This window comes from Streptomyces spororaveus (assembly GCF_016755875.1).
Taxonomy (GTDB): domain Bacteria; phylum Actinomycetota; class Actinomycetes; order Streptomycetales; family Streptomycetaceae; genus Streptomyces; species Streptomyces spororaveus.
Window position 1 is genome coordinate 2,223,858 of the sequence record NZ_BNED01000005.1, and the last position, 22,214, is coordinate 2,246,071.

The 22,214-nt window shown below is 73.4% G+C and carries 21 protein-coding genes; 8 read left to right on the forward strand and 13 right to left on the reverse strand.

What is annotated here, in order from left to right:
* Positions 1-113 precede the first annotated feature (113 nt).
* Positions 114-353 carry a hypothetical protein gene (locus Sspor_RS12610; protein ID WP_373318901.1) on the forward strand — a complete coding sequence of 80 codons (240 nt, stop codon included), beginning with the start codon at positions 114-116 and terminating at the stop codon, positions 351-353.
* Positions 354-399: 46 nt separating this feature from the next.
* On the opposite strand, the gene Sspor_RS12615 is transcribed toward Sspor_RS12610, so the two are convergent.
* The 4 genes from Sspor_RS12615 to Sspor_RS12630 all read right to left on the reverse strand — a co-directional run bounded on the left by Sspor_RS12615 (position 400) and on the right by Sspor_RS12630 (position 3,291).
* Positions 400-885 (reverse strand): DUF6099 family protein, encoded by a 486-nt coding sequence (locus Sspor_RS12615; RefSeq protein WP_202199217.1) that lies wholly within the window; start codon positions 883-885, stop codon positions 400-402.
* Between the two features lie 123 nt (positions 886-1,008).
* Positions 1,009-1,380: a nucleotide pyrophosphohydrolase gene (locus Sspor_RS12620; RefSeq protein ID WP_202199218.1), complete on the reverse strand. Its 372-nt coding sequence runs from the start codon at positions 1,378-1,380 to the stop codon at positions 1,009-1,011.
* Positions 1,377-2,828 (reverse strand): AAA family ATPase, encoded by a 1,452-nt coding sequence (locus Sspor_RS12625; RefSeq protein ID WP_237403831.1) that lies wholly within the window; start codon positions 2,826-2,828, stop codon positions 1,377-1,379. Before Sspor_RS12625 ends, Sspor_RS12620 begins: the two co-directional genes overlap by 4 nt.
* Positions 2,829-2,895: 67 nt before the next feature.
* Positions 2,896-3,291, reverse strand: coding sequence for a cell division protein SepF (locus Sspor_RS12630; protein WP_030012729.1), 396 nt, complete (start codon positions 3,289-3,291; stop codon positions 2,896-2,898).
* A gap of 155 nt (positions 3,292-3,446) precedes the next feature.
* Here Sspor_RS12630 and Sspor_RS12635 point away from each other — a divergent pair, with 155 nt between their 5' ends.
* On the forward strand, positions 3,447-4,166 hold the full coding sequence (locus tag Sspor_RS12635) for a DUF2470 domain-containing protein (protein WP_202199219.1): 720 nt from the start codon (positions 3,447-3,449) through the stop codon (positions 4,164-4,166).
* 42 nt (positions 4,167-4,208) lie between these two features.
* Positions 4,209-5,129: an NADP-dependent oxidoreductase gene (locus Sspor_RS12640; RefSeq protein ID WP_202199220.1), complete on the forward strand. Its 921-nt coding sequence runs from the start codon at positions 4,209-4,211 to the stop codon at positions 5,127-5,129.
* Positions 5,130-5,190: 61 nt separating this feature from the next.
* Here the strand turns inward: Sspor_RS12640 and Sspor_RS12645 are convergent, their stop codons facing one another.
* From Sspor_RS12645 to Sspor_RS12680, 8 genes are all read right to left on the reverse strand, one after another.
* Positions 5,191-5,544 (reverse strand): 4Fe-4S dicluster domain-containing protein, encoded by a 354-nt coding sequence (locus Sspor_RS12645; protein ID WP_237403832.1) that lies wholly within the window; start codon positions 5,542-5,544, stop codon positions 5,191-5,193.
* Positions 5,541-7,124, reverse strand: coding sequence for an FAD-dependent oxidoreductase (locus tag Sspor_RS12650; protein ID WP_202199222.1), 1,584 nt, complete (start codon positions 7,122-7,124; stop codon positions 5,541-5,543). Before Sspor_RS12650 ends, Sspor_RS12645 begins: the two co-directional genes overlap by 4 nt.
* Positions 7,121-8,452 (reverse strand): LLM class flavin-dependent oxidoreductase, encoded by a 1,332-nt coding sequence (locus Sspor_RS12655; protein WP_202199223.1) that lies wholly within the window; start codon positions 8,450-8,452, stop codon positions 7,121-7,123. The genes Sspor_RS12650 and Sspor_RS12655 overlap by 4 nt, the downstream gene beginning before the upstream one ends.
* A 58-nt stretch (positions 8,453-8,510) precedes the next feature.
* Complete coding sequence (locus Sspor_RS12660) at positions 8,511-9,569, reverse strand: ABC transporter permease (protein WP_237403833.1); 1,059 nt, start codon at positions 9,567-9,569, stop codon at positions 8,511-8,513.
* Positions 9,566-10,396, reverse strand: coding sequence for an ABC transporter ATP-binding protein (locus tag Sspor_RS12665; RefSeq protein ID WP_202199224.1), 831 nt, complete (start codon positions 10,394-10,396; stop codon positions 9,566-9,568). Before Sspor_RS12665 ends, Sspor_RS12660 begins: the two co-directional genes overlap by 4 nt.
* A 6-nt stretch (positions 10,397-10,402) precedes the next feature.
* The gene (locus Sspor_RS12670; protein WP_202199225.1) at positions 10,403-11,437 is read right to left on the reverse strand and encodes an ABC transporter substrate-binding protein; all 1,035 of its coding nucleotides are present in this window, start codon (positions 11,435-11,437) and stop codon (positions 10,403-10,405) included.
* A 41-nt stretch (positions 11,438-11,478) separates the two neighbouring features.
* A complete protein-coding gene (gene ssuE / locus Sspor_RS12675; protein WP_202199226.1) occupies positions 11,479-12,069 on the reverse strand; it encodes an NADPH-dependent FMN reductase in 591 nt (196 codons plus the stop codon).
* Between the two features lie 138 nt (positions 12,070-12,207).
* Positions 12,208-13,146, reverse strand: coding sequence for a TauD/TfdA dioxygenase family protein (locus Sspor_RS12680; protein WP_202199227.1), 939 nt, complete (start codon positions 13,144-13,146; stop codon positions 12,208-12,210).
* 1,020 nt (positions 13,147-14,166) lie between these two features.
* Here Sspor_RS12680 and Sspor_RS12685 point away from each other — a divergent pair.
* From Sspor_RS12685 to meaB, 4 genes are read left to right on the forward strand one after another with little or no spacing between them, the layout of a single operon-like run.
* Positions 14,167-15,408: an ROK family transcriptional regulator gene (locus tag Sspor_RS12685; protein ID WP_202203633.1), complete on the forward strand. Its 1,242-nt coding sequence runs from the start codon at positions 14,167-14,169 to the stop codon at positions 15,406-15,408.
* Positions 15,392-17,257: a methylmalonyl-CoA mutase family protein gene (locus Sspor_RS12690; RefSeq protein ID WP_202199228.1), complete on the forward strand. Its 1,866-nt coding sequence runs from the start codon at positions 15,392-15,394 to the stop codon at positions 17,255-17,257. The genes Sspor_RS12685 and Sspor_RS12690 overlap by 17 nt, the downstream gene beginning before the upstream one ends.
* Positions 17,254-19,440: a methylmalonyl-CoA mutase gene (gene scpA, locus Sspor_RS12695; protein ID WP_202199229.1), complete on the forward strand. Its 2,187-nt coding sequence runs from the start codon at positions 17,254-17,256 to the stop codon at positions 19,438-19,440. The genes Sspor_RS12690 and scpA overlap by 4 nt, the downstream gene beginning before the upstream one ends.
* A gap of 10 nt (positions 19,441-19,450) precedes the next feature.
* Positions 19,451-20,431: a methylmalonyl Co-A mutase-associated GTPase MeaB gene (gene meaB / locus Sspor_RS12700; RefSeq protein ID WP_202199230.1), complete on the forward strand. Its 981-nt coding sequence runs from the start codon at positions 19,451-19,453 to the stop codon at positions 20,429-20,431.
* Positions 20,432-20,539: 108 nt separating this feature from the next.
* On the opposite strand, the gene Sspor_RS12705 is transcribed toward meaB, so the two are convergent.
* On the reverse strand, positions 20,540-21,541 hold the full coding sequence (locus Sspor_RS12705) for an asparaginase (protein WP_202199231.1): 1,002 nt from the start codon (positions 21,539-21,541) through the stop codon (positions 20,540-20,542).
* A gap of 151 nt (positions 21,542-21,692) precedes the next feature.
* Here Sspor_RS12705 and Sspor_RS12710 point away from each other — a divergent pair, with 151 nt between their 5' ends.
* Positions 21,693-22,148 (forward strand): Lrp/AsnC family transcriptional regulator, encoded by a 456-nt coding sequence (locus tag Sspor_RS12710; RefSeq protein WP_030713058.1) that lies wholly within the window; start codon positions 21,693-21,695, stop codon positions 22,146-22,148.
* Positions 22,149-22,214: the final 66 nt, after the last annotated feature.

Here is a 22,214-nt window from a genome sequence, read left to right on the forward strand (position 1 = left end):
GACGGAGCCGGACCGCCCGGCCCGCGCGCCGGCGGCGTCCTGCCGGTGCGTCCACCGCCCCCTTCCGCCCCGGAAGGGCCAGGGCCGAGGAGGCCGCCATGTCCCACGAGGCCGTGCCGGAGACCCGCCGACACACCGGACCGACCGGACAGGCAGCGCAGGCAGCACACGACCAGGCAGGTCGGGAGCCCGCGGTACCCGCCCAGGGCGGCGGCGCGCCGAAGGGCCTGCTGCAGCAGATGGAAGAACTGATGGCGGCGCTGAACGCCGACCTGTCCCAGCTCGACGCCGATCTCCAGGCCTCCACGGACCGCACCCCCGAGGGCGGGCTCCCGTCCCACCGGGCGTCCTGACCGCGCGGGTCCCGCCGAGCGCGGCGGGACCCCACCCGTACCGCCCTCAGGCCACGCCCGAGGCCGACCCCCGCTCACGGACCGCCATGCGGCGCAGGATCGCCCGCACCCGGTCGCTCGACTCGTCGGCCGCGTCGATCGACTCTATGCACTGCCAGTACAGGGCCTCGTCGTCCGTTCCGCAGGCCACCCCGACCAGGGCTATCCCTACTTCACCCAGCAGCGCCTGGAGTCCGAGCAGCGCCTGCCGGACATCCGACACCCCGCTCAACTGCGCGGCCCGCGGCGGATATTCGGGCGCACTGCCCTCACCGCGCAGGGCGGCCCGGTCGAGCACCCCGCAGCCTCTGCCTCCCGCTTCCCCCAGTCCCCGTGCCTCCGATCTGAGCTCCGGCGGTCCGGTGACCGCCAGATAGCTCCCTATGCCCTGCGCGAGCGCCTGGGCCTGCCAGGCCTCGCCCACGATGTCCCACGCGACCCCACTCTGTGCCAGCGCGTGCCGGCCGGCCGCGATGAGCCGTACCGCATCCATATGCCGTCCCCCGTCCGCACGACATCCCGCCATCCTCACCACTACCCAGAGTGAGGGCAACGGGCCAGTAAAGCCAGGGGTATTCGGAAAATGTGGACACAAACGTGATTGTGGATGAGTCCATCACTCCGAAGAGTGACGATTCGGTGCCGATGTACCCGGCACGGGAAAGCGGAGTTCGTTCCTCTCGATCTTCGCGGCGAGCGCATCCAGCACATCCACCCCGAGAACCTCACAGAACTGCAGCAGATACGCGAGCACGTCGGCCACCTCATCGGCCACGCGGTGGGCGGATTCCGGCTTCTCCATGACCTTCGCCGACTGCTCGGGGGTCAGCCACTGGAAGATTTCGACCAGTTCGGCCGCCTCCACGCTGAGCGCCACCGCCAGGTTCTTGGGCGTGTGGTACGGCTCCCAGCCGCGCGCGGCCGCGAACTGCGCGAGCCGGCGCTGCAGCCGGTCCAGTCGCTCGGGCTGTTCCTGCGTCTCGTTCATGCCTTCAGGTCTACCATCGCGACGCCCGGGAGGTCGCGGGCGGCCGTCGCGGTCGCCTCCCCCACCGCCGCCACCAGCCGGATGTGGCCGCGGCCGCAGGACAGCAGGGCCAGGCGCAGCAGCTCGGCGTTCTGCCGCGGGTCGAGGCCCCGGTCGAAGCCGTCGGCCAGCACCGTCAGGGCCTGCCGTGCGGAGAGCAGTTCGGCCGCCGGGTCCATGGCCAGCACCCCCGGCCCGGTCAGCAGGACCAGCGCCAGCGCGAGGAAGCGCAGTTCGCCCGCGCCCAGCCGGGCCAGCTCCGTCGCGGGCCGCCCGGGGCCGCGGTCCAGTACCGCCGCGACGGGGCCGCCGCCCGCCGGGGTCCGTACGCCGAGCCCCTCGACGGGCCCGGCGCAGCCGGTGCGGGCCGCCTGCGCCAGCATCGCGTGGCGGGTGCCGCATTCGCTGCGGGTCCGGCGCAGCACATCGGCCAGGTTGGTGCAGTCACCCAGCAGCCGGCCCTCGCCCGGCGGGACGGCGGCGCGCATCCGGTCGGGTCGGGGGTCGCACGGGAACACCGCGCGCAGGGCCACGACCACCTGCTCGGCGGCGGTCAGGACCTTGCGCTGGCCCGCGGTGGATCCGGCGACGCGCAGCGGGAGCAGTGCCGTGCCGAGCCGGTCGTCGGGCAGCGGGGCCCGGGTGACGCCGATGGCGCCGCCGGTCAGCCAGGCGGCCTGGACCGAGCGCCGCCCGGGGTCGCGCAGCGCGGTGGCGAGCAGGATCTGCCCGTCCTGCGAGAGCCGTTCGCCGACGATCCGCAGCGTGGGCTCGGCCTGGACGGCGAGGTCGAGCCGGACCGGCCCGGCGGGTCCGTCCACGGTGCAGCCGAGGCGGAATCCGCGCCGGCGCTGCGCGTCGGGGACGGCCCGGTCGGGGATGCGGGCGCGCGGATCCGGGAAGGCCTCCTCCAGCGTGGCCCCGGAAGCCAGCACGGCCAGGGCCTCGTAGGCGGCCAGCGCCTGGGACTTGCCGCTGCCGCTCGGCCCGGCGAAGAGGGTGAGGGGGCCCAGCGGGAAGACGGCCGAGCGGTGCGGCCCGAAGGCGGAGAGCCTCAGCTCGGTGACCACGGGCCTCGGCTGCCGCGACTGCCGCTGCGCGGGCTCGGCAGGACTGCCGCAGACGCGGGGGCCCGCCTGCGACGGCTCGACCGGGTCGGCGACCCCGGAGGCCGAGGATGCCGCAGAGGTCGCGGAGGCCGAGGATGCCGCGGAGGTCGCGGAGGTAGCGGGAGCCCCGGAAGCCACGGCCGTGGTCGGTGCGTCGGGTGGGGTGCGTGGGGTCGGTGGCGCCGTGGCGGGCCGGCCGCCGTCCGGTCGTCCGGCCTCGTCGGGGCAGTCGGTTCGGGTGTCGGCTAACGCGAGGGTGGCGGCGGTGCGCCCCGCCGTCGCGTCCGAGGTGACGTCCATGCGCGGGACGGTACGGCTCGCCGGACCCCCCGTGGCTCCGGCGAACCGTTCCCTCGCGGGGACCTTCCTACGATCGGGGGACGGCCGCGGCCGCGATCCCCTCGACCTCGGTCCCCACCGGCGCGAGCAGGAAGACGTTCCGGTCCACCCGGTGCATCCCGCTGCCCAGGCCGAAGACCACGCCGCTGCTGAAGTCCAGGATCCGCTTGGCCACTTCGCTGTCCGCCCCGGTGAGGTCGAGCAGGACCGGGATCTGTGCGATCAGGTACTCCGCCACCTCCCGCGCGTCGGCGAAGATCTGAACTCTGATCACCACGAAGCGCCGCTGCTCCGCCGCCGACGCCCCGGGCGCGGTGGGAATCGTGCGGTGGTCCACCCGGGAGGGCCATTCGTTGCGACTGCGCAGGGGGACCACCTGCGCGAGCCCCTCCCACTGTTCGTCGGTGACGTCGTACCTGCTCACCGGGCCGCCTCGGCCGTGCGCTTCATGTGCATCCCCCCATCCTCTCGCGTTTCACCCGTTCAGCCCAACAACGACACGAGCGTGCCGGGTACTCTCGGAGAGCCGGATAGGTTAGGTTAGGCATACCTAAGTCACTCGGACGAGGAGAGATCCGCATGCGCCTGTTCGGTGCCCCCGCCACCCCGGCCGACCGGCCCACCGATGCCGAGCGCATCCGGTCGATCCTGACCGCCGCCCACTCCATGACCGTGGTCACCGACGGCCTGCGCTCCGAGGTCCGCCACCTCGACGGCAGCGACCCGATGGGACGGCTGCACCTGCACCCCGCCGAGCCCGGCGGGGAGGCCGAGTACCGGCCCGCGATCCGGCTGGAGTTCACCGACATCGCGCCCACCCCCGTACGGGACCGGGTGCGCGCCCGCGTCACCGTGCTGGGCCGGCTGCTCACCCCCTACGCCGACCTCGCCGAGGGCTCCGGCGCCGACTCCGCCTGCATGGAGTTCGACCGGGCCGTCCTGGAGACCCCTGAGGGCCGCACGCACGTCGGCCTGGACGAGCTGGACGCGGCCTGCCCCGACCCGCTGTCCCCGTACGAGGCGGGCATGCTCACGCACCTCCTCGACGACCACCAGGATCTCGTCACCCTGCTGCTGCGCCTGGTCCGGCCGCTGCCCACCGCCACCGTGCTCCGCGCGCTGCCGGTCGCCATGGACCGGTACGGGATCACCCTGCGGCTGGAGGAGCGGCGCGGCCACCGCGACGTACGGCTGCCCTTCCCCTCGCCCCTCGACGACGTCGAGCAGGCCGGTGCGCAGATCCAGGCGCTCTTCAGCGCGGCCCGGCGCAGTTCGCACCGCAACACCCTGCCCGCCTGACGGACCGGAATACCCGGCCGGCGGCCCGCGTTGGTGACGATCATGAAGGCCATCGCATACAGCGCATACGGAACTCCCGCCACGCTCCAGCTCGTTGACGTGCCGCGGCCCAAGGTAGGGCCGGGCGAGGTGCTCGTCCGGGTCAAGGCCGCCGGCGTCAACCCGGTGGACTGGAAGCTCGCCGCCGGATATCTCGACCCGATCCTCGAAGTCCGCTACCCGGTCATACCCGGCTGGGACGTGGCCGGAGTCGTCGAGGCGGTCGGCGAGGACACCTTCGACTACGCCGTCGGCGACGAGGTCTACGGCTACGTCCGCAAGGAGTGGGTCGAACTCGGCACCTACGCCGAGCTGGTGTCCGCCCCCGTCCGCACCCTCGCCCGCAAGCCCCGCCAGCTGACCTTCGAGCAGGCCGCGGGCATCCCGCTGGCCGGCCTCACCGCCTACCAGTCGCTCACCCGTGCCGGCCTCAAGGCCGGGGAGACCGTGGTCATCCACTCCGCGGCCGGCGGCACCGGATCCCTCGGCGTGCAGATCGCGGTCGCGCTCGGCCTGCGGGTCATCGGCACGGCGGGCGCGCACAACCACGACTACCTGCGCTCCCTCGGCGCGGAGCCCGTGCTGTACGGGGAGGGGCTGGCGGACCGGATCCGCGCGCTCGCGCCCGAAGGCATCGACGCGGGCCTCGACTTCTACGGCGACGACGTCATCGAGACGCTGCAGTCCCTGGTCAAGGAGCGCCACCGGGTGGTCTCCATCGCCGACTACAACGCGGCCGCCAAGGGCGCCCACCAGCTGTGGGTGCGCCCCGACACCACCGACCTGACCTTCCTGGCGGAACTGGCCGACGCGGGAAGGCTCACGGTCAACGTGGAGCACGCGCTGCCGCTCGCCGAAGCCGCCAAGGCCTGGGAGCTGAGCGCCTCGGGCCGCACCCGCGGCAAGATCGTCCTGACCGTCTGACCCGCCCCCGGGACGCACGTGCGCACCGCCGGAGCACGGGGCTCCGGCGGTGCGCACCCGCTCAGGACGTGATGGGCGGGGCGGCCCGGCCCAGCGGCGGCCCGATCGCCCGCAGCGACCCGGGCGTCCGCCCCTCGCCCCAGCCGATGTGGCGCCGGTAGCTGCCGAGCAGCCCCCGGCTCGCCAGGCCGGCCTCGTCCCGTACGGCGGGATCCTCCGGCAGGGGGCGGGTCAGCGGGGCCACGAACAGCGCGTCCACCGGGCAGTTCGCCTCGCACAGGAAGCAGGTCTGGCAGTCCTCCTGCCGTACGAGCAGCGGGATCCCCTCGGGACCGCGTTCGAAGACATCCGTCGGGCACACCTCCACACACTTGTCGCACGCGATGCAGCGCTGCGCCGAGACGAGTTCGATCACGCCGCCACCCCTTCCTTCGCGGCGGGCCGGGTCCACACCCGGTCCAGCCCGCCGACCAGGATCCGGTGATGCTGGGAAGGGTCCTGGTCCGGGTGGTCGAGGCGCCTCGCCATCCCCCGGCTCTCGGACCGGGCGAGGGCCGCCGCGTACATCCACCGCGCGTGCGCCGTCATCGCCGCCGCCTGCCGGGCCCGGACCAGGTCGGCCCCCTCGCCGTGCAGGCCCGCGCGCAGCCGTGACCAGGCCGCGTCGAGGGTGCGCAGGGAAGCCGCCAGGACGTCGCCGTGCCGGAGGTAGTTCTTGTCGTAGGGGAGCACCTCCTGCTGTACGAGCGCCACCGCCTCGCGGTGTCCCGGTCCGGCGGCCGCTCTCCCCGTCGGGCGCAGGCCCGCACCGCCCGCGCCGGTGAGGGGGCGGGCAGCGGCCCGGCCCGGGCCGAGGGACAGGGCGTGCCCGGCGGCGCCCCGGCCCGCCCAGCTGCCCGAGGAGATGGCCCAGGCGGCGTTGTGGCTGCCGCCTCCGGTGAAGCCCCCGCAGATCTCCTCGCGGGTGGCCGCGTCCCCGGCCGCGTACAGCCCGGGCACGCCGGTCGCGCAGTCGTCTCCGGTGATGCGGATGCCGCCGGTGCCGCGGACGGTGCCCTCGGCGAGCAGGGTGACGGCGAAGCGGTCGGTGAAGGGGTCGATGCCGAGCCGGTCGAAGGTGAGGAAGAAGTTGGGCTGCGCGAGGCGCATCGCGGCCCGGGCGGGCTCGTCGGCGCGGTCGAGGCGCGCGTACACCCGGGCGCCCGTGAGGAGTTCGCGGGCGATCACCGACCGGCCGCCCTGGCTGGCCGCGCCCTCCAGGACGTGGCCGTCCTCCCGGTAGAAGGTGGCGAAGGAGTAGAAGGCGGTCTTGGTGACGGAGGTGCCCTCGGGGGCGATCCCGTAGGCGTTGGAGAACTCCATGCCGGAGAGCTCCGCCCCGGCCTCGGCGGCGAAGAGGGCGCCGTCGCCGGTGTTGGTGTTGGTGCCGAGGGCTCCGCTGAGGAAGGCGCAGCCGCCGGTGGCGAGGACCACGGCGCCGGCCCGGACGCGGTAGGACTCGCGCAGCTGGCGGCGGTAGCCGGCGGCTCCCGCGACGGCCCCGTCCGCGTCGGTGAGCAGCTCGGTGACCGGGCTGTGGTCGAGGACGCGGACCCCGGCCCGGCGGATCCGGATGCGCATCCGCCGCATGTACTCGGGGCCCTGTAGGCCGCCCCGCAGCGACTGCCCGTCCGGGCCGGTGGGGAACGGGTAACGGCCGTGCGTGGCCAGCTCGTTCATCCGGTCGTAGGTCTCGTCGAGGACCCGGGCCATCCAGCGGCGGTCGGCCAGGTACCCGCCGAGGCCCTCCCGGGAGGCCATGGCGGCCTCCCGGGCGGCGGGCTCGGGCGGGACGTACCAGACGCCGGTGCCGCCCGCGGCCGTGGCACCGCTCGTACCGCAGTAGCCCTTGTCGGCGAGGACGACCCGGGCCCCGGCCTCGGCGGCCTTGAGGGCGGCCCAGGTGGCGGCCGGTCCGCCGCCGACGACGAGGACGTCGGCGGCGTACTCGGTCATACGCCCTCCCTGGTGTACCGGTTGACGGGCCGGGCGAGGCCGTAGTTCTCGCGGAGGGTGCCTCCGGTGTACTCGGTGCGGAAGAGCCCGCGCCGCTGGAGGATCGGCACGACGTGGTCGACGAAGGCCGTCAGGCCGGTCGGGAGGACCGGCGCCATGATGTTGAAGCCGTCGGCGGCGCCCCGGGTGAACCACTCCTGGAGCTGGTCGGCGATCTGCTCGGGGGTGCCGGCGACGACGCGGTGGCCGCGGCCGGCGCCGAGGCGGGCGATCAGTTCGCGCAGGGTGAGGCTGTCGCGGCGGGCGAGCTCGGCGACGAGGGTGAAGCGGCTCTTGTTGCCGTTGACGTCCCGCTCCTCGGGCAGGTCCGGGAGCGGGCCGTCCAGGGGCAGGCCGGTGAGGTCCACGTTCAGCATCCCGGAGAGCTGGGCGAGACCGTACTCGGGCACCTGGAGGTCGGTGAGCTGCTGCTCCAGGGCCTTCGCCTCGGCCTCGGTGGATCCGATGACGGGGGCGATGCCGGGCAGGACGAGGAGGTCGCTCTCGGTACGGCCGTACGTGGCGAGGCGGGACTTGAGGTCCTTGTAGAAGGTCTGGCCGTCGGCGAGGGTCTGCTGGGCGGTGAAGACGGCCTCGGCGTACTGCGCGGCGAACTCCTTGCCGTCCTCGGAGGAACCCGCCTGCACGAGCAGCGGGTGGCCCTGCGGGGAGCGCGGGACGTTGAGCGGTCCGGCGACGCCGAAGTGCTCGCCGCGGTGGGCGGCGGGGTGCAGTTTGTCGGTGTCGGCGTAGATGCCGCGCTCCTTGTCGAGGACGATCGCGTCGTCCTCCCAGCTGTCCCAGAGCTTGGTGGCGACGTCCAGGAACTCGCGGGCGCGCTCGTAGCGGAGGTGGTGTTCCAGGTGTTCGTCGCGGTTGAAGTTGCGTGCCTCGTCGACGGTGCCGGAGGTGACGATGTTCCAGCCGGCCCGGCCGCCGCTGATGTGGTCGAGGGAGGCGAACTTGCGGGCCAGGTTGTAGGGCTCGTTGAAGGTCGTGGAGACGGTGGCGATGAGCCCGATGTGCTCGGTGACGGCGGCGATGGCGGAGAGCAGGGTGAGCGGCTCGAATCCGCCGAGGGCGTTGTGGCGGGCCTTGCCCCAGAGGGCGACCCCGTCGGCGAAGAAGATGGAGTCGAGCAGTCCGCGCTCGGCGGTACGGGCCAGGTCCTGGAAGTACCGCAGGTCGGTGATCAGCTCGGGCCGGCTGTCGGGGTGCCGCCAGGCGGCGTCGTGGTGGCCGGCGTTCATCAGGAAGGCGTTGAGGTGGAGGGTGCGGTTCGCGGTCATGGCTGTTCCCTGTGTTCGGTGGCGTCGCGTGATGTGGCGGCCTGGACGGCGCGGGGCGTCAGGCGGGGACGCGCCAGGTGCTCAGGCGGCGTTCGATGGTGACCAGCAGCAGGTTGAAGGCCACGCCGATGGCGGAGATGGTGATGATGCCCGCGTACATCTGCGGGATCGCGAAGTTGTACTGCGAGGCGTTGATCAGGTAGCCGAGGCCTGCCTTGGCGCCGATCATCTCGGCGGCCACCAGGACGAGGATGGAGACCGCGCCGGCCAGCCGGATGCCGGTGAAGATGGCCGGTACGGAGGCCGGCAGGATCACCTTCTGGAAGAGCCGCGGGGTGGACAGGTCCATCGAGCGGGCCAGTCTGACGAGGGTGGGGTCGGCGTTGCCCACCGCGCTGATGGTGTTCAGCAGCACCGGCCAGAGGCAGGCGTAGACGACGATCGAGACCTTCGAGGTCTCGCCGATGCCGAGGAGCAGGACGAAGACGGGCAGCAGGGCCAGTGCGGCCGTGTTGCGGAACACCTCCAGCAGCGGGCCGAGCAGCGCGGCGACCGGCCGGTACCAGCCGATGAGCAGACCGAGCGGGACCGCGACGACGACGGCGATACCGAAGCCGCCGAAGGAGCGGGCGAGGCTGGCCCGGGTGTGCTGGCCGAGCTGGCCGTTGCCCAGGAGGTCCCACCAGGCCGTGGCGACCTCGCTGACCGGCGGCAGGAAGGTGGCGTCGACCAGGCCGAGGCGGGGCGCGGTCTCCCAGAGGGCGAGCAGGGCGACGAGGGCGGCCGAGCGGAGGGCGGTGGCGCGCAGCCACCGGCCCAGGGCCCCGGCGGCCTTCCGGACGGGGGACGCCGGGGCGGGTCGGGCTCCGCGCCCGGCGCCCAGGGCGGGGGCGGCCTTCGGTTCCGGCGCGGCGTCGGGCGCGTCCGGTCCATGGGTGGGGGCGGGGGCCGGGGCGGGGGCCTCCTGGGCCTGCGGAACGGTCGCCAGGGCGGTTGGGGCCGCCCTCGTCGCCCGGTCGGCGGCCGCGGGGGCCGCGGGGGCTGCGGGAGCCGGGTCCTCGCGTACCGCGTCCTGCCCGGCCGGGGCTTCGGTGGGTGTGGTGATGTCGGTGCTCATACGGTGGCCTCCTCCTTCTCCAGTTGCTGGGCACGGGCCACCTCGTCGTGGAGCAGGGTCCAGACCTCGTGGCGGTAGCGGGCGAACTCGGGGCTGGAACGCAGCTCCTCACCGAGGAAGCCGTCGCCGCGGGCCCCGAAGGAGACCGGGACGATCTCCTTGACGCGGCCCGGGCGGGAGGTCATGACGGCCACCTTCTGGCCGAGGTAGACCGCCTCCTCGATGCCGTGCGTGATGAAAACGATGGTCTTCCCGGTGCGCTGCCAGATGCGCCGCAGCTCGTCCTGGAGGGACTCGCGGGTCTGCGCGTCGAGGGCGGCGAACGGCTCGTCCATCAGCAGCACGTCGGGGTCGTACGCCAGCGAGCGGGCGATGGCGACGCGCTGGCGCATGCCGCCGGAGAGCTCGTGCGGGTGCCGGTCCTCGAAGCCGGTGAGACCCACGAGGTCCAGGAACTCCCGTGCCCTCGCCGTGCGTTCGCGGCGTGGGACGCCGGTCGCCTCCAGGCCGAACTCGACGTTGCCGAGCGCCGTGCGCCAGGGCAGCAGGGCGTACTGCTGGAAGACGATGCCCCGGTCCAGGCCCGGCCCGGTGACCGGCTTCCCGTCGAGCAGGATCCGCCCGGACGTCGGCCGGGTCAGCCCGCCGAGCAGGTCCAGGAGGGTGGACTTGCCGCAGCCGCTGGGGCCCACGACGACCACGAACTCCCCCGCCCCGATCTCCAGATCGATGCCGTCGAGAGCGGTGAACTGCTCCCTGTTCCTCTTGTTCTTCCTGTCCTTCGTCGGGAAGGTCTTGGTCACGTCCTCGAACACGATCTTCGCCATGGCGGATCAGCCCTTCCCGAAGTCGTTGAACTCGTTGGTGTAGAGGTCCGCCGCCTTCAGCTGCCCCGCCTTGATGTCGCCGCGCTCGCCGAGCCAGTCCAGCCAGAGCTGGAACTCCTTGTCCTCGATCCGGCCGCCGTGCTCGGCGACCCCGTACGAGCGCCAGTACTGGAGGGTCGCCGTGTCCTCGTTGCGGCCGCGCTTCTTGACGATCTCGGTCTGGCGCGCGATGACCTCCTCGCGCGGGGTGGTGCGGGCCCACTCGATGGCCTTGGCCACGCCGGTCACGAAGGTGCGTACGGTGTCCGGGTTCTCCCTGATGAACCGCTCGGTCATGATGTAGGAGCCGGCGCTGAACTTGCCGAGCAGGTCGAAGTCGCTGAACAGCGGTCTGATCCCGCCGGCCGCCACGGCCTTGTCGCGCAGGATGCCGCCCAGCACGCCCACGTCGATCTGCTTCTGCCGCAGTACCTGGTCGGTGTTGACGGGCGGTACGACGAGCGACTCCACCTTGGACGAGTCGGCCTTGGCGAGACCGTTGCGGCTCAGGTAGATGTCGAGGACGGCCTGGGAGTGCGCGCCCAGGGTGTTCATGCCGACCTTCTTGCCGAGCAGGTCGCGGGCGGAGCGGATCGGGCTGTCCTCCAGGACGTAGTAGCCGCTGTACGAGGCCTCGTCGACGCCGTAGTAGGAGATGACGGCTTTGATGGGGGCCTTGCTGGAGGCGAGTTTGACGATCGCGCCGTTGAAGGCGCCGCCGAAGTGGGTCTGGCCGGTGGCGGCGGACTGGATGTCCTGCGGGCCGCTGATGGTGTTGCCGACCCACTCCAGCTTGAGGTCGCCCAGGTACTGCAGGTCGGCGGCGAGTTCGGGGAGCGTGACGGCGCCGACCGAGCCCTGGTACTTGAGGGTCTTGACCTGCGCGCCGGAACCGCCGCCGCCCGCGGTGGCCGTGCCGCAGCTCACCGCGGCCGCCGAGATGCCGAGCAGGGCGAGGAACTGGCGTCGGGAGGTGGTGGTCGAGGTGAAGGCTGCGGGCATGACGGTTCCTTGTCGGTACGGGTCGCGGGGTGGCGGCGCTGTTACGGGGTGGCGGTGAGGGCGGTGACGGCGGCGGTGACGGAGGTCGCGGCGGGGGCGGCGTGCGTGGAGCGAAGCGCCGCGGCGAACTCGTCGACGGCCTGGTAGAGGTCCAGTTCGGCTTCGGGCCGCAGCCGGTCGGGGCCCGAGCCGCGCTCGACGGAGGAGTCCAGGACGAACCGGCCGGCCGTGACGTGCCGGGCGCCGAGGGCCGCGAGTACGGGGCGCAGGGCGTAGTCGATGGTCAGGACGTGGGCGAGGCTGCCGCCGGTGGCCAGCGGCAGGACCGTCTTGCCGTCGAGACCGTCCTGCGGGAGCAGGTCGAGGAAGGCCTTGAGCAGTCCGGTGTACGAGGCCTTGTAGACCGGGGTCGCGATGACCAGGCCGTCCGCCCCGGCTACCGCTTCGAGCGCCCGGCGGATCTCGGGCTCGCCGCGGCGGGCGGCGAGGAGGTCGGCGGCGGGGAGCTCACGCACGGACAGGTGCGCGGTCTCGAAGCCGGAGTGGGACAGGCGGCGCAGTACGTGGTCGGCGACCACGGCGGTACGGGAGTGGGCGGAGGGGCTGCCGGTGATGGCGAGCAGGTTGGGCACGGGGGCTCCTTGGGTGTCGTACGGGGAGCGGGACGGGGCCCGGCGGGGACGGGGCCCGCGGGACGGGGACCCGCGGGGACGGGGACCCGCGGGGACGGGCGGGACGGGGCGGCTCCGGCCGGGCCGCCCCGGCTCCGGTCAGGCGGAGGTGGAGGCGCCGGAGGCGATGCCGAAGGAGGGGTCCGGGACGGCCTCCGGGCTGATCAGACGGGAGGGCTCGCCGTCGGGGCCGACCGGGACGTCGCCGTCGACGGTGACGCGGCGCAGGGTGCGCTCGTGGTCGTCGGAGTCGTCCACGCCGTAGTGCTGGGTGGCGCGGTTGTCCCAGATCGCGACGTCGCCGGCCCGCCACTGCCAGCGGACGGTGTTCTCGGGGCTCTCGATGTGCGACTGGAAGAGGTCCTGGAGGGTGCGGGAGTCGCGGCCGGTGAGGCCGTTGATCCGCTGGACGAAGTTGCCGAGGAGCAGGGTGCGTTCGCCGGTCTCGGGGTGGACGCGGACCACCGGGTGCTCGGTCAGGAACTTGGTGGAGGTGAACACCTCGCGGTACTGGGCCAGGGCCTCGGGCAGGGCGTCGGGCTTGAGGGCGGCGTAGTCGTACTCGTTGGAGTGGACGGCGCGCAGGCTGTCGGCGAGGGCGCGCAGCGGGGCGGGGAGGTTGCTGTAGGCGGTGGCGGTGTTGGCCCAGAGGGTGTTGCCGCCGTACGGGGGGATGGTGACGGCGCGGAGGATGGAGAAGGCGGGGTAGGCGGGGACGAAGGTGACGTCGGTGTGCCACTGGTTGGCGCGGGCGCCGTGGTGGGAGTCGATCCCGAGGGCGTAACGGCCGTCCGCGGAGGGGACGGTGGGGTGCGCGACGGGCGCGCCGAGCAGCTGGGCGAAGGCTTCGTGACCGGCTTCGTCGAGGTGGTCCTGGCCGCGGAAGAAGACGACCTTGTGGGCGAGGAGCGCGGACCGGATCTCGGCGACGGTGCCGTCGGGCAGGTCGCCGCCGAGCCGTACGCCGCCGATCTCGGCGCCGATGCGGCCGCCGATCTTGGTGACGGTGGTGGTGGCGGTGGTGAGGGCAGTGGCCATGAGGACTCCCTGGTCAGGGCGGCGGGGATTATTTCCGCAGCGGAAGAAACAGTGATGTGGGCATCCCGCTCGGGCGGGCCGGACGGATACGGGCGCGGAGGTGCGGCGGAGCGGGTTCCGGGCGGCGCCGGGCGGGCCGGCCCGGTACGGGTGTGCGGCGGATCAGCCGCGGGACGGACGGGGACGGGGACGGAGCGGCTGTGAGGCGGCCGGTTCGGGAAGTGGGTGCCCGAGAGCGCGGAGGCCCCTCGGGCGACCCCGCCCCCGAGAAGGAACCCCCGGCGTCACCCCGCGACGGGAGCACCTCGGTGCGCGGGATCCGCGAGGACGTCCGCGCGGGCCGCCCTTCCCGTGGATCCCCGGTACGGGACGTCGGGAAGGGGCCTCCCGGGCACCTTCGGAGCAGGACGCCCCGGCCCGGCGGCCCCGGCGGAGGCACCGCCGTCCCGGGGAGCCCGGGTACGGGACCTCAGGAGGGGGCTGTCGGCAGGAGCTTCCGAGGGGGCCGGCCGGTGGGCACTCGACGAGCGACACCTCGGGAGAACCCGGAGCAGGTCCGCGGCAGGGGGGCGGGGGGGCCGATCCCGTTCCGGGGCACCACCCCTGGAGGTGTCCCGGAACGGGAAGAGGTCGGGCGGGCGCCCCGGTCAGGCGCGGCCGGGGGCCGGACAGCGGCCCGGACACTCTCCCGGCTCGGTACAGACGCCGGTGGTGTGGAGCCGCGGGGCGAGGAGTGCGTTCGCGGACATGTCCCGGAGCGTGTCAGCGGCTCCCGGCCCGGGTCAACCCCCGCCGTGGCCGCCCGGTGCCCCCCGGGTCCAGCCCTCCGCACCCGCCGCGACCTGCGCATTCGCCCGTACGCCACGCCTGCGGGCGGCCGAAAAGCGTGGCTGGATTTCATGGTCCCGCAATGCGGCCGCCATGCGTTCGCCCGGCTCGGCCGAACCGTCACCGGCGCCGGCACGGGAACCGGCATGATCGGGAGACACCCCGACCCCCGAGGAGAACCGCGTGACGCGTATGGCCGGTGACAGCCGGGCCGCCGCCAATGCCGCCGCCGTGCTGCGGACGGTGCTCGACCACGGCCCGGTCGCCCGCAGCGCGATCGCCCCGCTGTGCGGGCTGAGCCCCGCCGCCGTGTCCCGGCAGACCACCGGCCTGCTCCGCGCCGGGCTGCTGCGCGAGCTGCCCGGGCCCGGCGGCGGCGTGGGCCGGCCGCGGATCCCGCTGGACCTGCACACCGGCGCCGTCGGCGGGCCGGTCGCGGCCGGGCTGCACATCGGGGTGCCGCATTCGACCTTCAGCCTCGTCGACCTGCGGGGGCAGCTGCTCGCCCGCCGGAGCTTCCCGCACGAGGGGCGCCCCGCGGACGGGCTGTCCGCCGCGATCGCCTCCGGACTGCGCCGCTTCCTCCACGCCCACGAATCCGGGCGGCCCCTTCTCGGGGTCGGCGCGGCCCTGGGCGGATGGGTCGGCCCGGACGAGGGGACCGTCGTACGGCACCCCGCGCTGGGATGGACCCGCAAGCCGCTCGCCGCCGAGCTGTCGACCGCGCTCGGGCTGCCGGTACGGGTCGACAACCACGCCCGGGCCGTCGCACGGGCCGAGATCCTCTTCGGCCGGCCCGAGGCCCGCCGGAGCCTGGTGCACCTGTTCATCGGCCGCGTGGTCGACGCCGCCTTCGGGATCGAGGGCACCGTCCACCAGGGTCCGGGCGCGGCCGCCGGCGACGTGGCCCACCTGCCGGTGCCGCGGTCGGCCGCCGCGTGCGCGTGCGGGCGTACCGGCTGCCTGGAGGCGACCGCGTCCGACACCGCGCTCGGCGCCGAGGCCGTGCGCCGGGGCATCGTGCCGGACCCGTCGGTCAACCTGCTGGTGGACGCGGCGGCCACCGGCGACCCGCGCGCCGACCGGCTGCTGCGCGAGCGCGCCCGCGCGGTGGGCCGCGCGGCGGCCCTTCTGTTGGATGTCTTCAATCCGGCGGTCATGGTCGTGACCGAGCTGGCGAGCGTCCTCGACGAGGGATATCTGGAGGAGATCCGGGCCGCCGCGATGGAGCTCTCGCACGTCTGCGACGATCCCGAGCGGATCGTGGTCCCGCACGCGGGGCCCGCCGTACTCCCCGAGGCGGCGGCAACCGTGCTGCTCAGCCAGGTGTTCCAGGATCCCTTCGGCACGGCCCGAGAGGGCGAGATCACACCCACCGGTATGGTGCCAGCTGAGCGCGCTCCCCTACATTCGAGCCATGACGGTCCTGCCTGACGACGGGCTCTCCCTGGCCGCCGAGTTCCCTGACGCGACGCATGAGCAGTGGCAGCGCCTTGTAGAAGGCGTACTGCGCAAGTCGGGCAAGGAAGTCTCCGGCGAAGCCGCAGAAGACGCGTTGTCCACCCCAATCGAGGACGGGCTCACCACGCGCCCGCTCTACACCGCGCCGCCCGACGGGGCGGCTCCCGACACCGGTTTCCCCGGCTTCGCCCCGTTCGTCCGCGGGGGCAGGCCGGAAGGCACCACCGCGAACGGCTGGGACGTGCGCCAGCGCCTCGCGGGCACCGACCCGGTACGCGTGAACGAGGCCGCCCTCGCCGACCTGGAGAACGGGGTCACCTCCCTCTGGCTCACCGTGGGCCGGGGCGGTCTCCCCGTCGAGGGCCTCGGCCGGGCGCTGGACGGCGTCTACCTGGACCTCGCCCCCGTCGCCCTGGAGGCCGGCGCCCAATACGCCGAAGCCGCGCGTGCGTTGCTGCGTCTGTTCACCGAGCGCGCGGTGGCCCCCGAGGCCGCTCGGGCCTCGCTGGGCGCCGACCCCCTGGGCCACGAGGCCCGCACGGGTGAGGCCCTGGACGCGGCCGACGCCGTCGGGCTGGCCCTGGAGGCCGCCGCCGGCTGGCCCGGGGTGCGCGCCCTGACCGTGGACGCGCTGCCGTACCACGAGGCCGGTGGCAGCGCCGCCGAGGAACTGGGCCTGTCCCTGGCCACCGGTGTCGCCTACCTGCGCGCCCTCACCGGGGCCGGGCTGAGCACCGCAGCGGCGCTCGGGCAGCTGGAGTTCCGCTACGCCGCCACCGCCGACCAGTTCCTGACGATCGCCAAGCTGCGCGCCGCGCGCCGGCTGTGGGCCCGCATCGCCGAGGCCTCGGGGGCCCCGGAGGCGGGTGCCCAGCTCCAGCACGCGGTGACCTCGCCGGTGATGATGACCCGCCGCGACCCGTGGGTGAACATGCTCCGCACCACCGTGGCCTGCATGGCCGCGGGAGTGGGCGGTGCGGACTCGGTGACCGTGCTCCCCTTCGACAACGAGCTGGGACTGCCGGACGCCTTCGCGCGCCGGATCTCCCGCAACACCTCCACCATCCTGCTGGAGGAGTCGCACCTGGCCCGGGTGATCGACCCGGCGGGCGGCTCGTACTACGTCGAGCGCCTCACCGACGAACTCGCCCACGCCGCCTGGGGGTTCTTCCAGACCCTGGAGAAGGCCGGCGGTCAGGCCGCCGCCCTGCGTTCCGGGCTGGTCGCCGAGCGGCTCGCCGCCACGTGGGCCGAGCGCTCGAAGAAGCTGGCGAAGCGCCGCGAGCCGATCACGGGCGTCAGCGAGTTCCCGCTGCTCTCGGAGAAGCCGGTCGTGCGCGAGCCCGCGCCCGCCGGCCCGGCGGGCGGGCTGCCCCGCGTCCGGCGCGACGAGGCGTACGAGGCCCTGCGCGCCCGCAGTGACGCGCACCTGGCGGCGACCGGAGCGCGGCCGAGGATCTTCCTCGCCGCCCTGGGCCCGGCGGCCGCGCACACCGCGCGCGCCACCTTCGCCTCGAACCTCTTCCAGGCGGGCGGCATCGAACCGGTGCACGATCCGGTGTCGGTGGATCCGGCGACGGCCGCCGAGGCGTACGCGGCGAGCGGCGCGGACGGCATGGCCGTGCTCTGCTCCAGCGACGCGCTGTACGAGGAGCAGGCCGCGGCGGTGTCCGAGGCCCTGCGCGCGGCGGGCGCCACGACCGTGTTCCTCGCCGGCCGGCCGGGCACGGCCGGGGCTTCCGTGGACGAGTACGTCTTCGCCGGCTGTGACGCCGTCGCCGTGCTGTCCTCCGTACTCGACCGGATGGGCGTGCAGGCATGAGCATCCCCGATTTCTCCGAGCTGGCGCTCGGACCCGCCGCCTCCGGTGGCGTCACCGAGGAGCAGTGGCGCTCCTCGGTGAAGGAGTCCACCGGGACGGCCGCGGCCGACCTGCTGTGGGAGACCCCCGAGGGCATCGGCGTCAAGCCGCTCTACACGGGCCGGGACACCGAGGGCCTGGACTTCCTGAAGACCTACCCGGGTGTGGCCCCGTACCTGCGCGGCCCGTACCCGACGATGTACGTGAACCAGCCCTGGACGATCCGGCAGTACGCCGGTTTCTCCACGGCCGAGGAGTCGAACGCCTTCTACCGGCGCAATCTGGCGTCCGGCCAGAAGGGTCTGTCGGTGGCCTTCGACCTGCCGACGCACCGCGGCTACGACAGCGACCACCCGCGGGTGACGGGCGATGTCGGCATGGCGGGCGTGGCGATCGACTCGATCTACGACATGCGGCAGCTGTTCGACGGGATCCCGCTGGACAAGATGTCGGTGTCGATGACGATGAACGGCGCGGTGCTGCCGGTCCTCGCGCTCTACATCGTGGCGGCGGAGGAGCAGGGCGTCTCCCCCGACAAGCTCGCCGGGACCATCCAGAACGACATCCTCAAGGAGTTCATGGTCCGCAACACCTACATCTATCCGCCGAAGCCCTCGATGCGGATCATCTCGGACATCTTCGCGTTCACCTCGCAGAAGATGCCGCGGTACAACTCGATCTCCATCTCGGGCTACCACATCCAGGAGGCCGGGGCCACGGCCGACCTGGAGCTGGCGTACACCCTCGCGGACGGCGTGGAGTACCTGCGCGCCGGGCAGGCGGTGGGGCTGGACGTGGACGCGTTCGCGCCGCGCCTGTCGTTCTTCTGGGCCATCGGCATGAACTTCTTCATGGAGGTCGCGAAGCTGCGCGCGGCCCGCCTGCTGTGGGCGCGGCTGGTCAAGCAGTTCGATCCGAAGAACGCCAAGTCGCTGTCGCTGCGCACGCATTCGCAGACCTCCGGCTGGTCGCTGACCGCGCAGGACGTCTTCAACAACGTCACGCGCACCTGCATCGAGGCGATGGCCGCGACCCAGGGCCACACCCAGTCGCTGCACACCAACGCCCTCGACGAGGCGCTCGCGCTGCCGACGGACTTCTCGGCGCGCATCGCCCGCAACACCCAGCTGCTGCTCCAGCAGGAGTCGGGGACCTGCCGGTCGATCGACCCGTGGGGCGGCAGCGCGTACGTCGAGAAGCTGACGTATGACCTGGCGCGCCGCGCCTGGCAGCACATCGAGGAGGTCGAGGCGGCCGGCGGTATGGCGCAGGCCATCGACGCGGGCATCCCGAAGCTGCGCGTGGAGGAGGCCGCGGCCCGTACGCAGGCGCGGATCGACTCGGGCCGACAGCCGGTGATCGGCGTCAACAAGTACCGCGTGGAGAACGACGAGGCGATCGACGTCCTCAAGGTCGACAACTCCTCGGTGCGCTCGCAGCAGATCGCCAAGCTGCGGCGGCTGCGCGAGGAGCGCGACGAGGCGGTCACGCAGGACACGCTGCGGGCGCTGACGAACGCCGCCGGGCGCGGCGACGGCAACCTGCTGGCGCTGGCGGTGGACGCGGCGCGCGCCAAGGCCACCGTCGGTGAGATCTCGGACGCACTGGAGAAGGTGTACGGGCGGCACGCGAGCCAGATCCGTACGATCGCGGGCGTGTACCGAAGCGAAGCAGGGGAGTCCCCGTCGGTGGAACGCACCCGTGCGCTGGTGGACCGGTTCGAGGAGGCGGAGGGCCGTCGTCCGCGCATCCTGGTCGCCAAGATGGGCCAGGACGGCCACGACCGCGGCCAGAAGGTGATCGCGACCGCGTTCGCCGACCTGGGCTTCGACGTGGACGTCGGCCCGCTGTTCCAGACCCCGGCGGAGGTGGCCCGGCAGGCCGTCGAGGCGGACGTCCACGTGGTGGGCGTGTCGTCGCTGGCGGCCGGCCACCTGACCCTCGTACCGGCGCTGCGCGAGCAGCTGGCGGAGGAGGGCCGCGAGGACATCATGATCGTCGTGGGTGGGGTGATCCCGCCCGCCGATGTCCCGACGCTGCTGGAGATGGGCGCGACGGCGGTGTTCCCGCCCGGAACGGTCATCCCGGACGCGGCCCACGACCTGGTGACGCGGCTGGCCGCGGACCTGGGCCACGAGCTGTAGGCCGGCCGCGATGGCGAGGATCGACATCGAGGCCTACGCGAAGGGGGTGCTCGACCGGAAGCGCGCGTTCATCGCGCGCGCGATCACGCTCGTCGAGTCGACCCTGCCCGCGCACCGGGTGCTGGCGCAGGGCCTGTTGACGGAGCTGCTGCCGCACGCGGGCCGGGCCCGGCGGATCGGCATCAGCGGGGTGCCGGGGGTGGGCAAGTCCACCTTCATCGACGCGTTCGGCACGATGCTGACGGGACTCGGCCACCGGGTGGCGGTGCTCGCGGTGGACCCGTCGTCGACGCGGACGGGCGGCTCCATCCTGGGTGACAAGACCCGGATGGAGCGGCTGTCGGTGGACCCGGCGGCGTTCGTGCGCCCGTCGCCCTCGGCGGGCACGCTGGGCGGGGTCGCCAAGGCCACCCGCGAGTCGATGATCGTGATGGAGGCCGCGGGTTACGACGTGGTCCTCGTCGAGACGGTCGGCGTGGGCCAGTCGGAGACCACGGTGGCGGGCATGGTCGACTCCTTCCTGCTGCTCTCCCTGGCCCGTACGGGCGACCAGCTGCAGGGCATCAAGAAGGGCGTCCTGGAGCTGGCCGACGTCCTGGCGGTGAACAAGGCGGACGGCCCGCACGAGCGGGACGCGAAGGCCGCGGCCCGCGAACTGGCGGGCGCGCTGCGGCTGATGCACCCGGTGGACGCGGCCTGGACACCGCCCGTACTGACGTGCAGCGCGCGGGAGTCGACCGGGCTGGACGAGGTGTGGAGCCGGCTGGAGCAGCACCGGACCCTGCTGGACGCGGGCGGCCGGCTGGCGGCGAAGCGGGCGGCCCAGCAGGTGGAGTGGACCTGGTCGATGGTCCGCGACGAGCTGCTGGAACGGCTGCGGGCGGACCCGTCCGTACGGGAGCTCGCGCCGGACCTGGAGTCCGCGGTCCGGGCGGGCACGGTGACGCCGACATCGGCGGCGGACCGGATCCTGGCGGCGTTCGGGAACTGACACGGCGGGACGGGGGCCGGTGGGCGCCGTCCCGTCAGTCGTGACGGGGGCCGGACGGGCGGGCCCGAGCGGACCGGCGCGTGCCGTCGCCCGCGCCTCCCCGGCGGATCATGCCCCGACGAGCACCGAGCCGCCCGCGCCCAGCGCCTCGCGCAGGATGCGGGCCTGCTCGACCTTGTTGTCCGTGGCGAGCAGCGCGGACAGGACCGCGATGCGGGCCTGGCCGGCGCGCAGGGTGCCGGTCGGGACGGCTCCGGCCGCCACGAGGTCGACCGCGCCGCCGTGCGTGTAGATCTCGGTGACCGGTCCGGCCATGACCCGGGTGGTCAGCGCGACCAGCACCCCGCGGCCGACGGCGGCCCGGACGGCCTCCACGATCTCCGGGGTGGCGTTGCCCGCACCGGTCCCGACGAGGACGACGCCGCGGGCGCCGGCCTCGACGGCGGCGTTCAGCAGGACCGGGTCGCCGTCGGCGTGGTGCACCACCACGTCCACGCGCGGCGGGAGCTCAGGCATCGCGGGCAGCGGGAGCGCCGCCGGGCGCTGCGGGGTGCGCAGGACGGTGACCTTGCCGAAGCCGATCTTCCCGAGGAGTTCCTTCGACGGGTCGGCGAACGCGTCCAATTCCACGGCCTGCGTCTTCACGGTGCCGCGGGCGGCGTGCACCCGTCCGGCGAAGGAAATCAGTACGCCGAGCCCGCGCGTGTTCGCGGCGGTGAGCAGGGCGTCGTAGAGGTTCCCCGGTCCGTCCCCGTCGGCGGTGCCCATGGGGCGCTGGGAGCCGGTGAAGACCACGGAGCGCGGGTCGTGGTGGTGGAGGTCGAGGAGGAACGCCGACTCCTCCAGGGTGTCCGTGCCGTGCGTGACGACGATGCCGTCCACGCCGGGGTCGGCGAGCACCTCGTGCACGGTGCGGAGCAGGGTGAGCTGGTGTGCGGTGGTGAGCCGCGGGCTGTTCACGCTGAACAGGTCGACCAGTTCGACGGTGATGCCCTCGGGGAGTGGTGCGGTGGCGATCACCTCGTTCCCGTCGGCGTCCGCTGCGAAGCCGGAACCCTGCCAGCGGCTGGCTATCGTCCCGCCGGTGCTGATCACGACGATCCGTCCCATCGGCCGTGGCCGCCCTTCACTCGTGTCACTCGTGTCACTAGTACGTCACTCGTACATATGTACTCAAAGCAGCAATGATAGAGCGATCTACGCGCAATGTGATTGCGTATTCCTCCAGCCCTGTTCATAAACGCTGGGTGATAATTGCGTCATGGACGCCATTGATCGGGATATCTTGCGCGAGCTCCAGGCCGACGGCCGCCTGAGCAACCAGGAACTCGCCCAACGCGTGGGACTCACCCCCTCCCCCTGCATGCGCCGGGTGCGCCAGCTGGAGCAGGACGGGGTCATCCAGGGCTACCGCGCCGTGATCTCCCCCGAGGCGGTGGACCGCGGCTTCGAGGTGCTCGTCTCGGTCGAGGTGCGCCGCGACCGGGAGGCGGTCGAGGCCTTCGAGGCGGCCCTCCAGGACATCCCGGACGTCATCGAGGCCTACCGGCTCTTCGGCAGCCCCGGCTGCCTGCTGCGGATCGCCGTCGCCGATCTGCGGGCCTACGAGCGCCTGTGGATCGAGAAGCTCACGGCCCTCACCGGCATCACCGAGGTCAACTCGCAGATCATCATGAAGCGCATCAAGGAACCGAACGGCCTCCCCGTCGGTCACTGACGTGGGGCGAACCCGCGAACCCGCGTGCCCGCGAAGCCGCGAACCCGCGGGCACGGAGCGAAAAAA